The organism is Robinsoniella sp., assembly GCF_034124845.1.
Genome location: NZ_JAWYAJ010000286.1, coordinates 7,483 through 21,442, shown reverse-complemented (window position 1 = coordinate 21,442; position 13,960 = coordinate 7,483). Strand labels below are relative to the sequence as shown.

The 13,960-nt window shown below is 37.2% G+C and carries 14 protein-coding genes; 6 read left to right on the top strand and 8 right to left on the bottom strand.

Annotation, left to right across the window (positions count from 1 at the left end; translation table 11 throughout):
• Positions 1 to 91: 91 nt before the first annotated feature.
• Positions 92 to 355 (top strand): DUF2283 domain-containing protein, encoded by a 264-nt coding sequence (locus ACH2DQ_RS14190; protein WP_395027181.1) that lies wholly within the window; start codon positions 92 to 94, stop codon positions 353 to 355.
• A gap of 494 nt (positions 356 to 849) precedes the next feature.
• Here ACH2DQ_RS14190 and ACH2DQ_RS14185 read toward each other — a convergent pair whose 3' ends face one another.
• From ACH2DQ_RS14185 to ACH2DQ_RS14175, 3 genes are all read right to left on the bottom strand, one after another.
• Complete coding sequence (locus ACH2DQ_RS14185) at positions 850 to 2,160, bottom strand: tyrosine-type recombinase/integrase (RefSeq protein WP_395027179.1); 1,311 nt, start codon at positions 2,158 to 2,160, stop codon at positions 850 to 852.
• A gap of 46 nt (positions 2,161 to 2,206) precedes the next feature.
• Positions 2,207 to 3,295 carry a replication initiation factor domain-containing protein gene (locus ACH2DQ_RS14180; RefSeq protein WP_395027177.1) on the bottom strand — a complete coding sequence of 363 codons (1,089 nt, stop codon included), beginning with the start codon at positions 3,293 to 3,295 and terminating at the stop codon, positions 2,207 to 2,209.
• A 248-nt stretch (positions 3,296 to 3,543) separates the two neighbouring features.
• Positions 3,544 to 3,900, bottom strand: coding sequence for a DUF961 family protein (locus tag ACH2DQ_RS14175; protein ID WP_395027175.1), 357 nt, complete (start codon positions 3,898 to 3,900; stop codon positions 3,544 to 3,546).
• Positions 3,901 to 4,166: 266 nt separating this feature from the next.
• Here ACH2DQ_RS14175 and ACH2DQ_RS14170 point away from each other — a divergent pair, with 266 nt between their 5' ends.
• Positions 4,167 to 6,470, top strand: coding sequence for an ATP-binding protein (locus ACH2DQ_RS14170; protein WP_395027173.1), 2,304 nt, complete (start codon positions 4,167 to 4,169; stop codon positions 6,468 to 6,470).
• Between the two features lie 136 nt (positions 6,471 to 6,606).
• Here ACH2DQ_RS14170 and ACH2DQ_RS14165 read toward each other — a convergent pair whose 3' ends face one another.
• Positions 6,607 to 7,041, bottom strand: a complete 435-nt coding sequence (locus tag ACH2DQ_RS14165) for a hypothetical protein (RefSeq protein WP_395027171.1) — start codon at positions 7,039 to 7,041, stop codon at positions 6,607 to 6,609.
• A gap of 420 nt (positions 7,042 to 7,461) precedes the next feature.
• Here ACH2DQ_RS14165 and ACH2DQ_RS14160 point away from each other — a divergent pair, with 420 nt between their 5' ends.
• Positions 7,462 to 8,538, top strand: a complete 1,077-nt coding sequence (locus ACH2DQ_RS14160) for a DUF262 domain-containing protein (RefSeq protein WP_395027169.1) — start codon at positions 7,462 to 7,464, stop codon at positions 8,536 to 8,538.
• A gap of 9 nt (positions 8,539 to 8,547) precedes the next feature.
• On the top strand, positions 8,548 to 9,201 hold the full coding sequence (locus tag ACH2DQ_RS14155; RefSeq protein WP_395027167.1) for an MAE_28990/MAE_18760 family HEPN-like nuclease: 654 nt from the start codon (positions 8,548 to 8,550) through the stop codon (positions 9,199 to 9,201).
• 994 nt (positions 9,202 to 10,195) lie between these two features.
• Here ACH2DQ_RS14155 and ACH2DQ_RS14150 read toward each other — a convergent pair.
• Positions 10,196 to 10,417, bottom strand: coding sequence for a hypothetical protein (locus ACH2DQ_RS14150; RefSeq protein WP_394915010.1), 222 nt, complete (start codon positions 10,415 to 10,417; stop codon positions 10,196 to 10,198).
• A gap of 116 nt (positions 10,418 to 10,533) precedes the next feature.
• Here ACH2DQ_RS14150 and ACH2DQ_RS14145 point away from each other — a divergent pair, with 116 nt between their 5' ends.
• Both ACH2DQ_RS14145 and ACH2DQ_RS14140 read left to right on the top strand, forming a co-directional pair.
• Positions 10,534 to 10,707, top strand: coding sequence for a DUF6364 family protein (locus tag ACH2DQ_RS14145; protein WP_394915011.1), 174 nt, complete (start codon positions 10,534 to 10,536; stop codon positions 10,705 to 10,707).
• 163 nt (positions 10,708 to 10,870) lie between these two features.
• Complete coding sequence (locus tag ACH2DQ_RS14140) at positions 10,871 to 11,674, top strand: CAP domain-containing protein (RefSeq protein WP_394915012.1); 804 nt, start codon at positions 10,871 to 10,873, stop codon at positions 11,672 to 11,674.
• A gap of 120 nt (positions 11,675 to 11,794) precedes the next feature.
• Here the strand turns inward: ACH2DQ_RS14140 and ACH2DQ_RS14135 are convergent, their stop codons facing one another.
• From ACH2DQ_RS14135 to ACH2DQ_RS14125, 3 genes are all read right to left on the bottom strand, one after another.
• Complete coding sequence (locus tag ACH2DQ_RS14135) at positions 11,795 to 12,865, bottom strand: FUSC family protein (RefSeq protein WP_394915013.1); 1,071 nt, start codon at positions 12,863 to 12,865, stop codon at positions 11,795 to 11,797.
• A 317-nt stretch (positions 12,866 to 13,182) separates the two neighbouring features.
• A complete protein-coding gene (locus ACH2DQ_RS14130; RefSeq protein ID WP_394915014.1) occupies positions 13,183 to 13,443 on the bottom strand; it encodes a DUF3795 domain-containing protein in 261 nt (86 codons plus the stop codon).
• A 139-nt stretch (positions 13,444 to 13,582) separates the two neighbouring features.
• Positions 13,583 to 13,960 (bottom strand): WYL domain-containing protein (locus ACH2DQ_RS14125; RefSeq protein ID WP_395027163.1); only part of this gene is annotated, 378 nt, incomplete at its 5' end.

Sequence of the window (13,960 nt, the reverse complement as noted above, 5' to 3'; positions counted from 1 at the left end):
TATACTAAAGTGGTAACTCAAAAAAATGAAGGAAATATATGTTCTGTAGTATCTGCTTGGCCACAGAAGCAAATAAAAGGGGGGATTGGCAGTGAAATATATCGAAAATAACATTAACTACGATAAAGCCAATGATGTTCTTTATTATTCATGCGGGGATAATTCTAATTCCTACGGAGACGAAGACCCTGATAATATAGTGGTTATGAGGGATATGAATACAGACGAAGTTACAGGAGTTACTATATTGGACTTCCTTAAAATGTATAAGCAAAATGACAACAGATTGAAGGATGTTCCGCTAGTATTTGATACAAACGGAATAGCCGAAAGTGTTATGAAGAGACTGTTCTGAAAATGACATAAACGGTTTGACCAGCAAGCAATATAATATTAGTCGGCAGGTTTTTGCGGACTAAAATAGCCTTGGCAATATATTTACCAGGGCTAATTTAAAAAGAGTATAGCCCAGATATGGAGTCTGGGCTATGAGTCATATACAATAGTAATGAATGGAATAAAAAGCCCCCGGTTTCCCAGGGACTCTCTAAGCATATTATATCATCAAAAATGGTTAACGAATTGGTTAACATCATATATATTTTTGTATTGTAATTGGTTATTATAAAATGATGAAAAACCTTGTATTCAAGCCATTTTTAAGTACTATATAAATAAGTATATAGGTATAAAAATGCCTTGCCAAGGTCGAGGCCGCGGGTTCGAGTCCCGTCTCGCGCTCTTTTTATGCCCCGAAATCTGCAGTGTTTATGCGGGTTTGCGGGGTTTTTGCTTTTTCGATGGTTGAGTCCGCTTGAGTCCGTGAAATTATAGATGGTGTGTTCTGCATCATAAACCCCCACTAGCTTGAGTGAGTCCATTCAGATTTGTCAGTGCGTTCTTGATTCTGGAATGCAGGACTTCCTTTTCCTGATTGTTCACAATATAGCCCCAGGTTGTCTTTGTGTCAGAGTGTCCGAGAAATTCCTGAATAATTCTAATTGGTATCCCCTGCATATGCATTTGTGTTGCAACTGTCCGCCGGATATCATGTGCGGACTTCACTGGTGTGATATCTGCCTGATTGCATAGCTTCCGAATTCGGTTGTCAATTTCCCTGATTCTGGTTCTGCCGTATTCATCACAGAAAATAAAATTTCCATCCTTGAAATGATTTTCTTCATTGATTGCTTTTACTTTCTGAAAGATATCTAATTCATATTCGCTAAGTGGAAGAAACCGGTCACCATAAGAACTTTTCTTTTTGGTGTATGGAACGACTACAGAACGCATTTTTCCGGTACTGTCTTCGTCCTGTGTTTCCATCTTGTGGATATGTATTTCAGACGTTTCAAGGTCGATATCATCCCAGGTAAGGGCACACAATTCCCCGATGCGCAGTCCCAGCTTAAACAACAGAGAAATAGCATAGCAGTCCGTATTATCAGGATAAGCCAGAATTTCTTTCCTCAAAGCTTCAAAGAATCGTACCTGTTCATCAGGCAGATACACCCGGCTTACGTCATTTAACTTATTGGCTGGACGGCAGGCATTTTTATTGATCTCTATATCAAGGAAAGGGTTGCTGTCAATGAGGTTTCTTCGTTTACACATTTTCAGCATGTCTTTCAGGATAAACTTCATGTTATTCAGTTCTTTCAGTGTCAGAGAATACTTCTTAACCATTTCATTGAAATATGTTTCCAGCATATCCGTTGTGAGTGTTTTTACAGGGATTTGCACGATTTTATGTTCTTTGTAATACTTATCCCAATGATTCTTATTTCTCCGTATCGTACGGATATTAACGTTCGCATTTGTACGCTTTTCCACCCATTCCGGATATAACATCTCTAAAGAAAGATTATTTTGATAGTAGAATTCATATAATTTATCATACAAACCCTGTTCACTTTTTGCGGAAATCTTTACCCGCTTTCCATCTTTCTTTAGGTAAGTCTGCCATCTTGCATCATTGCCTTTTGGTGCAGTGATTGTATATTCATGGATTTCTAAGACTTTGTTTTTCTTTATCATATTCAGTTGTTGTTTTACCACATCTGTTTTCATTATATCGCTGTTTAGTAAGTCCCGCAACAACTGTTTGTCTGAGAGAGAGCATACAGGCGCAGAATCCATAATAAAGTTTTTCCTGTCCATATATGCCCCCTTTCTGTTTAGTTGCTTATTTCGCCAATAAACGGTTTTAGAATGGATGATCAATATCGGCAAAAACAAAACCGTTATTCTGTAAATCTATAGCATCTTGGAAATGCTTCTTTTCTTTCTCCTGTTCTTCCAGCATTTCCTGTCTGCCAAACAGGTAATCCTCAACAATTCTCTTTTGGCTTTGCTTTAAGGTGGCTTCCTCAATCACGTTTTTCAGGAATTCTTCCCCTAAATTGTCATCTGCCATTTGTATCATTTTAAGTGTTGGAGCCACATAGTTCTCAATCCACTGTTTTTTCTGCTCCAATGTTCTGGGGGCTGGACGCATGGTCAGCTTTAGCTTGTCCATTCCCTCAATAAACCGCTCCCACGGTTGCCATGTCTGCCAGCGTGCCCGGTTTTCATCCGTATCGCTTTTGACTGTCATTCGGATATAGTAATTGATGATTTCTAATCCGATAAAGCAGATGTTCCCTCTTTCCACAAGGCTTCTTACACAGTTTGTCGCCATTTCCTTTCTTAACCGGACTTCGTAGCGGTTCCATGCGCCGTAAGTTTCCAAGGGCATACCTGTTTTTCTGCTTTGTTCATAATTCTTTTCATAGAACACCATGGCACATAAGGATTCTCTCGATCCCAGATTCACGGTACATCCGGCTTTTTCACCGTTAGTAGTCCCTCCATCTATAAATGTCCAGTTCCGAAACTTTGACACGCATTCCTTTTCCTCTACCTTTTGTCCTATTTTTCGGATTGCAAAATAGGGGTTTTTGTCATCAACTGCTATATCCAGTCTGGTGAAACTCCCACCATAGCTTAAGCAGTCCCGGAAGAAATCAAACCAGGTTCTTTTCTGTGCTTTTAAATAAATTTCAAATGACCGGCAGGCAGATCCTGTCATGTAAAGATGATACCCCATTTCCAGATAGTCACCTGGGGGTGTCAGTATTTCTATTCCGCCAAATACCCACTTCCCAGCATAGCGGAAACGTCCTCTGCCCTCATAAGTCATAAGTCCTTGATCAAACTGTAAAATGTATTTCATGATTTTTAGGTGGTTTAGTTCTTTAAATGTCACCTGAACCCAGTCAATGAGTGCATCCAGTTCTTTTTCGTTGTTGTCCATTTTGAATTACTCCTTTATTTTGGCTCCGTAAGGCGGATATATGGCTGGGATGCCCTGCCCGCTTACGGAATTTTTTTGTATTGTCTACCTCCCTATTAGTAAAGGGGAGGTAAGAAGCCGGTTCGTTCGTCCTGGCGGACTTGCTCACGCAGGCAGGGCACCGCCCTATGCTGCCGCCTGGGCTTATGCTCCGCAGCCCAGCGGGCGGCACCCTGCCTGCCAGATAGCCGCCCGACTGCTTAAATCACTTATTTCTGCCCCATGCTTCGGTCAATGGCTGGTTTGCCGGGGGCATCCGATATAATCGTTTTTGCCGTACACCGGAGGATTACCTGAGCAAAAGAACCGCCTGAGTTTCTGGCATATGGATCAATGACAACGCCCTGCATCAGGACTTTTTCATTGAACTTAAGCTGATCGACTGCTGTGCTTAAGGGAACTGTTACCTCGATTTGCCCTTGTAATTCAGAGGATGCAAGCCTGCATACATAGCTTTCGTTTACCTCTGTGCGTTTGTTGGTTGTAGGATCAAATTTCTTTTTCTCTGTGAAGCCTAAAAAGTAAGTATCTCCAAAGGTTGCTTTAATGTCTGGTATAATCTTCATTTTGAACGCTCCTTTTCTTTTCGTTTTTTATTTTGTTATTTACGGGTTGCTGAAATATTCATTCAAGCTTGAATAGAACGTATGTTTGTGGTAAAATACACCACAAGTGCCATGTTTTTGATCAAATAAATTTTCAAGTGCCAATATCTCTTTGTGAATTTCGAAATTCTATTTATATCTTACCGTATGGCAGTCGCTGGGAACAGGGCGGAGACAGGGTAAAAACAGGGTGAAATTTTTAAGATAAAATTAAAGGGGGGAATTATATGAGAGACAGATTTGATTTTTGTTCCATTGCAAAAATTCTATTGGAAAACCGCACAGCTGGTAATTTAAGCGGGGTAGAATACTTTCGCAGGATTTTTGATTATGCTTTTTCACAGGAGAAAATTATAATTCCGGAACCAATAGAGACGGATATCCGTAAGATCGTCAAAGGGCAGCTGCCTATACCAAAAAAGATTGTAGATTTTTATCAGGATGATCAGCATTTTTCATATTTAAAAGAAGATGTTTCCTATCTATTAGCTGATATTTTTGATCTTCCATTGACAGTAAAAAGGCTTTGCGACCTTCTGATGGAGGATGATACGATATCCTGGGAAAAGCGTCAGGCAATTGCAGCACAGAAAGAAGATACGGCACAGTTCCTTGCCGAGTGCATCAGGGCGGGGACACTCCGTAGGGCAGACACAAAAAGCAAAGGTGATGCCAAAGACCATATTGTATTATCTGATTATTTAGAAAATTATCATTACCCGAAGGGCAGCAAAGTGTTTTTTGGACGCGATACTGAGGTTCTTGCCATCCATGAACGATTAAAAGAGGAATCTTGTTTATTTTTACAGGGGATTGGCGGAATCGGGAAATCGGAACTTGCAAAATATTATGGCAGTGCGTATAAAAAAGAATATGATCATGTTCTTTATCTTTACTATGAGGAAGACCTGTACCAGGCGATCTGCCAACTGTCATTCATAGATGACACACCGGATATGAGCGAACGTGACCTGTTTGAATCCCATTACCGCCTGTTTCAGCGTTTGGGAGAGCATACACTGGTCATATTGGATAACTTTAACCAGCTTCCGGAAGAAGACGAATTATTGCAGGAGTTTGCATCACTTTCCTTTCGCCTCCTCGTCACAACAAGCAGCATGACGGATGATTTCCCTTGCTATCCGGTAAAAGAGATTGCGTCAATGGAAGCGTTACAGAAAATATTCTTTTCCTACATACCAGAAGAAAAGCAAAAGCCGGATATCGCCTGTGCGATCATTGAAGAGGTTTACCGGCATACACTTACCATTGAGATGGCAGCAAAGACCATGAAAGCGACTGATTTAGAACCGGAAGAACTGTTAGAAGCATTAAAAAATGATCATCTGTATATTTCCAGTCCCAATAGAGTAAGAATCCAGAAAGATGAGCGGATCAAAACTGCAACACCGAAAGAACATTTAGCCCGGTTATTCCAGTTACAGCATTTATCTAATCAGAATCAGGTTATCTTACAGCATTTACGATTAATGCCAGCATCTGGTATCCCGAAACGGTTATTTGGCAAATGGATGTTATTGGAAGACTTTAACGGCATCAACAAATTGATTGATTATGGGTGGATTCAGGAAGATGAACATACGAATCGACTATCTATACATCCGTTTCTGCATGGAGTGCTTGGAATATTTGGTGTCCCCTCCCTTAAGAAATGCCAGTCGTTTATCCGGGAGTTAAGAGAAGCTTATAAATCGGATGACGTATTGTATTCTGATCTGCTAAGCATGAGCAAGAGTATTTTTAAGACGCTGGACATAGATGATAACAATTTGGGATTTTACTTATTTGAAGTGATACTGGACTACCTGGAAAAGCATCTGTACTATCGTACCATGAGTGATGTATTGGACAGGATGAAAGAAACATTGACTTTCGATACCAAACATTGCAGGGAAGGAGCCATTTATGAATATCACAGAGGGCAGGTCGCGTGGTGGTATGAAAATACGGATAATTGTATCAGGCATTTTAAATCCGGTATTTCTTTGCTTACGCCTGCTGACAGTAACAATTTTAAGCTAGTGATTGAGATGCAGAGCCGCCTTTCTATGTGCTATTTAAGTGCATTCAAATTTGATGAGTACTTAGAATGTACGAAGACCATTGTAAATCTAAGAAAAGAATTTGGTTCTGCTGAACTTCTGGAAGATGAATTTGAACGTCTAAATCTAAGGCTTGCCACCGCTATGAAAGAATGTGAAGCGGGAAATTTTGACTTAGATGCTCTTTTCGAAACAACTGAATTTCAGGATTTTAGCCAAAAAACACGTGAATTGTGCACGCAAACGGTTTCCAAAAATGAAGTCCTGGCAGATTTTGAAAAGATAGTGCCTGAAGAGATGCCAGATGAAATTAGTTTTCTCTTTCAAGGATTAAAAGAGGAAGTACAGTTAGCCATGTTTGCAAAACAGGAGGAGCTTTCGATCCCGGAATTTTTTGGGGATATAATCGAATCGGCTGTAAAGCTGTCTGACAAATATCAGGAGGAAATTAAGCAACTAAAACCTTAATTCTCTGATAGGAGCATAGAATAAGCAGGAGTACCTTATAAAGGACGAAGCATGCCAGTAACTGGTATATCCTTGATAAGATACTCCTGATTCACTAGAATCATTTTAATTTAATGATCTGAATAGTTTCAATGTTTCATTCATTTGTTTGTGCACTGGAAATATCATTGTGCAAGTTAGACCACATATCATAAGCTAATAAAATACCAGCTTGAAATCCAATTTCCATATATACTTGTTCATTTTCGCTTACTAACTGATTAATGGCAGTATATAAAATAGAATCTTTGTCGTTATCATATGTAGAAAGAATATCTTCACAACGCTGATAAGCATTTTTAAGCCTTATTTGATAGTCTGTATTTCCATCTTCCCTAGGCATTGCTCCAGCTCCGGTAAGTAAAAAGCTTGTTATTTCATTGAGGGTTGAACGCTCAAAAATTTCCGCTATATATGACATTTTTATCTCCTTTTTCGGTAAGAGTATTGATTGTTGTATACTGCTATACACAGAATTACCTTTAAGTTGCAAATTTTTAAAAAATGATTCGTTATTTGGTATATCGTCCATATAGTCTCTCCTTAATTTATTTTTAAATGCTTATACCTATAAGCTATTATATCTTGTTTTTCTGATAAAATCAAGTAAATAGCTTATAGTTATAAGCAAAATATGGGGAGGATGTCATGAAGTTGTTAAATAATGAAATATTTGGGCGGAATTTACAGCAAATCCGTATATCTCGGAATTTAACTCAGGAAGAAACCATTGCTAAACTTCAAACGTTGGGGTCGCCATTAAGTCGGAGTACATATTCACTGATTGAGTTGGGACGAGGGAATATCTTCATAAGTGATTTAGTAGGCTTACAGCAGGTATTTGGAGTAGATTATATAGAGTTTTTCAAGGGGATATCTACAGAGAGATAGTACTTTTATTAGATGACATACTTTTCGTTTATTTAGTAGTAATGAGAACTAGGAGGATATTATGGGAAGTGTTAATAAAATATTACAAGAAGAACTAGAAAAACAAGTATCAGATTCACGGAAAGAGATACGTACCGATAGAATGGATATGTCTTTTGGTGAAATTATGAACATGTACGAAGAAAATGAATTGATTATTTCACCTGAATTTCAAAGGGCTTTCAGATGGAGTGAAGAAACGCAAACTAGATTTATTGAATCCATACTATTAGGCATACCCATTCCACCTATTTTTGTAGCCGAGACAAAGAAAAATGTGTGGGAATTAGTAGATGGATTGCAACGTTTATCTACAGTATTGTCTTTTTTCGGAAAACTAAGAGATGAAAAGAAAAACAATTTAATTCTTTGTGAATCACCTATATTAAATAAATTAGTTGGATTTAGCATAGATACCTTACAATTAAATCTGAAATTATTATTAAAACGAGCTGTTTGTCGTGTTGAGATAATACGATATGATAGCCAATATGATATGCGTTATGAACTATTCAATAGATTAAATACAGGTGGTGTGAAACTAAGCGAACAAGAGATTAGAAATTGTATTTTTAGACCATATGATAATAAATTTAATATGTTTATACAAGAATTGTCTAAAATTAGTAAATTTACAAGTATAATACATATACGAAAAGAACAAGAAGAACAAATGTATGCACAAGAATTAGTTCTTAGATATTTTACTTTAAAAAATTTTGGTACTACTTTTGTAAATAATATACAAAAACATATGGATGATTATATGCTGAGAATAAGTAAAGGTGAATTAAAGTTTGATTACAAAGTGGAAAAGGATTTATTTGTTCATTTATGTAGTAAGTTAGAAAATTTAAAAGTTAATGTTTTTAAACTATCAACTTTAAATTTTTCGACAAGTGTTTATGACTCAGTAATGGTTAATATGTCAAAAAATTTTGAGGTTATTGAAAGAATGGATAACGATGAGCTAATAAGAAGAATTAATGAAATGAAAAATGATAAGGAGTTTAAGAAAAATACTGGAGCTTCTAGTAGTAGCAAATCAAGGATTGATAATAAAATTGAGATTGCTGAAAAATTTTTATATGGTGAATAGGAATAAATTATGGATACCAGAGAAGAAAGAATAATCAATGAACTTGAAGCTGAGAGGGATTGGAGAATCAAAGAGTTAAAAAACATAAAATTATTATTTAGGGATATAGATTTTAATTTGCAAAATGATGAATATAATAATATTTATTTGAAGATGACATTACCAATGATATATGCACATTGGGAGGGTTATGTTGTAGAGTCATACAGATTAATATTTGAATTTATTAATAGGATAAATTTATCATCCAATGAAGTGACATATAAGATTTTGACCTATGCAAATAATAAAAGTTACAATTCTTTAAAAGGAAAACATAGTTTCGAGCAAAAATGTAAATTTACTGAAAATTTTTTATCAGTCATGAAAAGTAATATAAAAATAAGCGGAAAAATTGATACTAAGTCAAATTTGAAATTTGAGGTGTTTATTGCATTGCTTAATATATTCAATATAGATGTAAGTAATTTTAATGAATTTAAGTTTGAATTGGATAAACTTGTTAATATTAGAAATTCTATTGCACATGGAGAAAATAGTTATATTTTATCCTATAATGATATTGAAAGGTATATTGAGTTTGTTACTAAATTAATGGATAGATTATTAATTGAGGAAGCAAAATTTATTGAAGAAAAAGGATTTAAAATAGTAGCCAATTAAATTTACGAGTATTATTTTTGGGTAATACATTGGCAGTTAATGCGGTAGCTTCTTTGTAAAAAAATCATCCTGTTTCGGAAGAGAAAAAAATTATCTTTCAGAAATGGCAAAAGCCTAACTTGAAAATTTGATAAATTACAGAAGATTGAGTTCTTAGCCTAGCGGGAAAACTACCTTTCTCGTAATTTCCGTTTTTTTTTGCACTTTTTATCATTGAGTCCGTCATTGAGTCCGTAAAAAATAGATGTGGCAAAACGTCCCTTTCTATCAGTGTTTTTTAACTACTGTATTATTCGAGTCCCGTCTCGCGCTCTTTTTATGCCCCGAAATCTGCAGTGTTTATGCGGGTTTGCGGGGTTTTTGCTTTTACGGATCAGTTTTTTGTCAAAAGTTTAGCGTGTCTGGTATTTAATAAGGTAATTTCAATGATTCGAGATGGTTCCATACTTAAATCTAATATTCGTCCAACCCCTTCGTTTATTATTTCTTTCAACAAGAATATAAGCTTTTTTACCTTTAGGGCAAATCTGTATAGGTTTTAACTAGTGTAACCCGCAAAGATCAGATCCCCCTAAAATACAATCAGTGACAACAGAAATAAAATATATTATAATGTCATTAATCCAGATCATGGCAGGTAGTGGATAAGAAAATAGTATATTCGTGGATGGGAGTAGTAATGAGATCGTTGCGGCGTTTGAGAATGCCGAAGGAAGGTAACGTCTAAGGCTGGGCTGTAGAGTGATGGCAGCGAATGTTGATAATATAATGTATAACTGTAAAGTTACAGTAATATAAAGGGTATTAAGGTAAGAAGCTGGGAAAATTGGGATGTTTTATAATGAGATTTAAGGGAATGTATAAATTTGAAAGATAAAGGCAGCCGCAATACAGTAGGGTGTTAGATTCATTAGAATATCCCCGGTGTATGGAAGCTGCCTTTATGTATCTATTATTTATAATCATATTCTATTAAATATATATATTAAGTATGCTATGCGCTTCTTTCAAATTTCTCCAGTATTTGTTGTATTGCACATTCTGTTTCTTTGTTATGGGGATTTTGCGCGATGTCATCATTAAAGAAGTCAGGTACTAATTCAATAAAACGGGAAAGTTCCAATGCACTGGAAGTCTGTAAATAATGATAATAAAAACTGGTATCTGTCATAGTGGCTAAATCTGTTAGATTTCTTGCTAAAACATGGTTATCCATCGTTAGTTGTTATCCTCCTTATATTTATATTGATAAATACTACTTTATACTATTTTATACGAATAGTCAATATTATATCGCAGATAATGCTATATTAGGAGATGAGGTGGTATGCAATGGGAGAAATGAAACCTTTAAAAGCAAAAGTAAGTATTACACTGGACGAAGATATCATAGAAGAGTTAAAGCAGTTAGCTGAAAAAGAAGACCGTTCTTTAAGTCAGTTTATCAATCGCATACTAAAAGGATATCTGAAAGGTGAAGAAAAAATCAAAGATAAGGAAATTTAATATTTCTTAGAGTGTGATACACGAAAAGGGAACATTCAGAACGTTGGAATGTTCCTTTTTTAACCCAGAAAGTACCATTGCCTAGAATGGTCATCTATGCTAATATATATTTTGTAACACAAATGTAATATAAATGTAACAAAATAGAAAGCGAGGTAGTAACATGTTATCAGCATTATTAGCAACCGCTATTATTGGAGCACCGGTAATGGATGTAGATGCCGGGAAATTAAATGCGGCTCTGGAACAGGCAAAGGCAAATGGATGTGCAATCGTACAGCAGATAGATATATCCAACAGTGACATTAAAACGGAGTTGGAAAAGCTGGGAATTAATATTTCTGAAATAATTAATTGCCCTGATATTAATAAACCGGAAACAGAGGCACCAGAGACAAATGCCCCTGAAACAGAGGCACCAGAGACAGAAGCGCCGGAAACAAATGCACCGGAGACCAATGCACCGGAGACCAATGCGCCGGAAACAGAAGTACCGGAAACGAACGCACCGGAGACCAATGCGCCAGAGACAAACGCACCGGAAACAAACGCGCCGGAAACGAACGCGCCGGATACAGACGGCAGCCAGGATGTCAGTGCAGCTAAAAAGGTTGCGGATCTGGTAAATCAGGAACGTGCGAAAGCAGGACTTGCTCCATTAGAAATAAAAGTAAACCTGCAGGCAGCAGCTCAGGTACGTGCGAAAGAAATTGAAAAATCATTTTCCCACACCAGACCGAACGGCAGCAGCTTTAGTACCGTTTTAGCTGAAAATGGCGTTGACTACAGAGGATCAGGTGAAAATATTGCCTGGGGACAGAGAAGCCCGGAAGAAGTAATGAACGGCTGGATGAATTCAGAAGGACACCGTGCGAATATCTTAAATAAAAACTTTAAATATATTGGTGTAGGTTATCATGTAAATAGTAACGGTACAGGATACTGGACACAGTTATTCACTTATTAAATCTTTAATTTCACAGAACCCCTCTTATTAACATATTGACATAGACAGAACCCCTGAAATACCCGTAAAATGCTCTTACCAACCAAAGAGTCTTTTACGGGTATTTTTATTAATATGGAATTATGCGGCATCAGCCAGGACTTTAAGTTTTATAACGTTGATCAGATTGATTAAAAAAGTAAATATTTTATCAAATGCAATGCTGAACAGGGTGCCAAATAAATTATTTATAATTCTTAGCAAAATAGCATTAAGTAAACCAAACTGAGGAACTACGATAGAAATAGCACCAAAGCAGTTAAATGCACTCTGCCATTTATAGGAACTGCATAATCCAAGTACCAGACCGCCAAATATCCCGATAAAAGGAATCAAAGAGTCGGGCATAAAGTAATAAACCACGCCAAAGGCAATGCTGCCGATGATGACAAAAGGTGCCCGTCTGCAGGCGCGGAATGTCAGATCATGGGTAAATGGCTGTAACAGAGACATACAGGCGATTCCCACCCAGATGGGGCGTGAAAAATGCAGGACTTCAGCCAAAAACAAGGAGAGTGAAATTCCCAAAGCCATTTTTAACTGCCATTGTGTACGCAGAGTTCCCGGATTAAATTCTTTAAATAAGTCCTTAAATGTACGTCGGTAAGTAATTTTATAGTGCTTGTGGTAGAAAACAGCAGCTACGATAATACCGCCGAATAATAGTCCTGCGATCCTTTTTATATAGACATCCCCTGTCACCTCATATCCCATCAGCAAAAGGTATCCAAGAACGATTGTGGAGTGGTTAGACATAATAATATTATGGCAGGATAAAACCAGAAGGGTTAAAATGCAAAACAGATTTATGATAAAACCGGCGGCTGGAGATACCAGCGAAGCTAATTGAGGGCCTATAGCCAGAATGAGAAATGATACAATTAAGGTAAAAGCTGCATGGCTGGACTTAATACCCAGATCTGCTTTTTCAAAAACCATTACGGCAATTACGGTAATGACACCTACAATACTGTTTTCAGAACCGAACAGTGCGGTAAACAGCAGGACTACGGCCATGCAGAATAAAACTGTGGATACAATTTTCAACCCATATGCAAAGGAATATTTCATTTTGCCTTTTTTATCCCGGGTTTCTTTAATTAATGATTTTACTTTAGCGGTATCCATACGCATCACGTGGTATATATTCATAATTATAACTCCTTTCGAACCAGAGACAGCAACTGAAAATTGCCTTCCGGATTATGATTTAGAATTTTGCAGACAAAACCTCTAGATGGTTAACTACTATTACCATATCATGGAATAAAAATTTGTCAACCACGTGAAATTCTTAAGAAAATATGAAATTTATGGAAATTTTGAAAAGTGAAAAGGCGTAATTCATTAGAATTAAAGAAAAATCAATACAGAGCAGCATTTGAAACTGCAGTGTATTGATTTTACAGAAACACATATGTGCAAACGTAATACTACCAAAACGGTTCTTCTTGCAAACGTAATACTACCTAGCTGTTCTTCCATTTTCTGCACTGCTCAATGCGCAGGCCGTTATCCCCCTGATGCTCATCATAGGCAAACTGGTTCAGAGGGTCACATGGAAAATCATCACAGGTGCCGCAATGCTCCTGCTTCCTGGATTCACAGCAGTCTTTTACAGGGCAGGCATCCCCCCAGAAAGGCTTTTGGATATGTATGCATCCCGAACAGACCCCGTCAGCTTTAAAGGAACAGGCAGAGCATAGTATCCCGCATCTTGATTCAATCATACTTATTTTCTCCTTACGTATCGTAGATTCTTCTAAGTACAGCATTGTAAAATTTGGGTGATAGCAGTGATTATATCGCCGTATTTTCAGCGTGCAGTACTAAATAATATTATAACAGGAGAAACAAGACAACTGTATGTCATGTTTCGGAATAGGCGGTATACATTTTTTTAACAATACTGTAAATTTCATCACGTATAGGAACGGGTTCTATCACTTTAGCCAGATTGCCAAAGCTTAAAATCCAGCTCACCAGGTTTTCTTTGCTGGCAAAGCCAAACCGGAAGGAGAGGCGTCCATCGTCTGCAACGGTATAACAGTCTATGCCATATTCTTCAATGAGCCTCCATTTTGCGGAGGGATGAAACAGGGCGTGAACCTGGTAATGATCCGGAAAGACATTTTCAATGTCTCCGTCGTACTCTGGAAGCGTCCTTGGAAGAAAAACGTTATCCTCAACGGTAAGATTCCAAAGGCGGTTCAGCTTGAAGAGCCGCATATCTTCTTTTTGGCGGCA

Coding starts and splice junctions, on each gene's coding strand:
- ACH2DQ_RS14185 (WP_395027179.1), bottom strand. CDS start 2,160: ATGGACAGGAAAAACTTTATTATGGATTCTGCGCCTGTATGCTCTCTC.
- ACH2DQ_RS14180 (WP_395027177.1), bottom strand. CDS start 3,295: ATGGACAACAACGAAAAAGAACTGGATGCACTCATTGACTGGGTTCAG.
- ACH2DQ_RS14175 (WP_395027175.1), bottom strand. CDS start 3,900: ATGAAGATTATACCAGACATTAAAGCAACCTTTGGAGATACTTACTTT.
- ACH2DQ_RS14170 (WP_395027173.1), top strand. CDS start 4,167: ATGAGAGACAGATTTGATTTTTGTTCCATTGCAAAAATTCTATTGGAA.
- ACH2DQ_RS14165 (WP_395027171.1), bottom strand. CDS start 7,041: ATGGACGATATACCAAATAACGAATCATTTTTTAAAAATTTGCAACTT.
- ACH2DQ_RS14160 (WP_395027169.1), top strand. CDS start 7,462: ATGGGAAGTGTTAATAAAATATTACAAGAAGAACTAGAAAAACAAGTA.
- ACH2DQ_RS14155 (WP_395027167.1), top strand. CDS start 8,548: ATGGATACCAGAGAAGAAAGAATAATCAATGAACTTGAAGCTGAGAGG.
- ACH2DQ_RS14150 (WP_394915010.1), bottom strand. CDS start 10,417: ATGGATAACCATGTTTTAGCAAGAAATCTAACAGATTTAGCCACTATG.
- ACH2DQ_RS14145 (WP_394915011.1), top strand. CDS start 10,534: ATGGGAGAAATGAAACCTTTAAAAGCAAAAGTAAGTATTACACTGGAC.
- ACH2DQ_RS14140 (WP_394915012.1), top strand. CDS start 10,871: ATGTTATCAGCATTATTAGCAACCGCTATTATTGGAGCACCGGTAATG.
- ACH2DQ_RS14135 (WP_394915013.1), bottom strand. CDS start 12,865: ATGAATATATACCACGTGATGCGTATGGATACCGCTAAAGTAAAATCA.
- ACH2DQ_RS14130 (WP_394915014.1), bottom strand. CDS start 13,443: ATGATTGAATCAAGATGCGGGATACTATGCTCTGCCTGTTCCTTTAAA.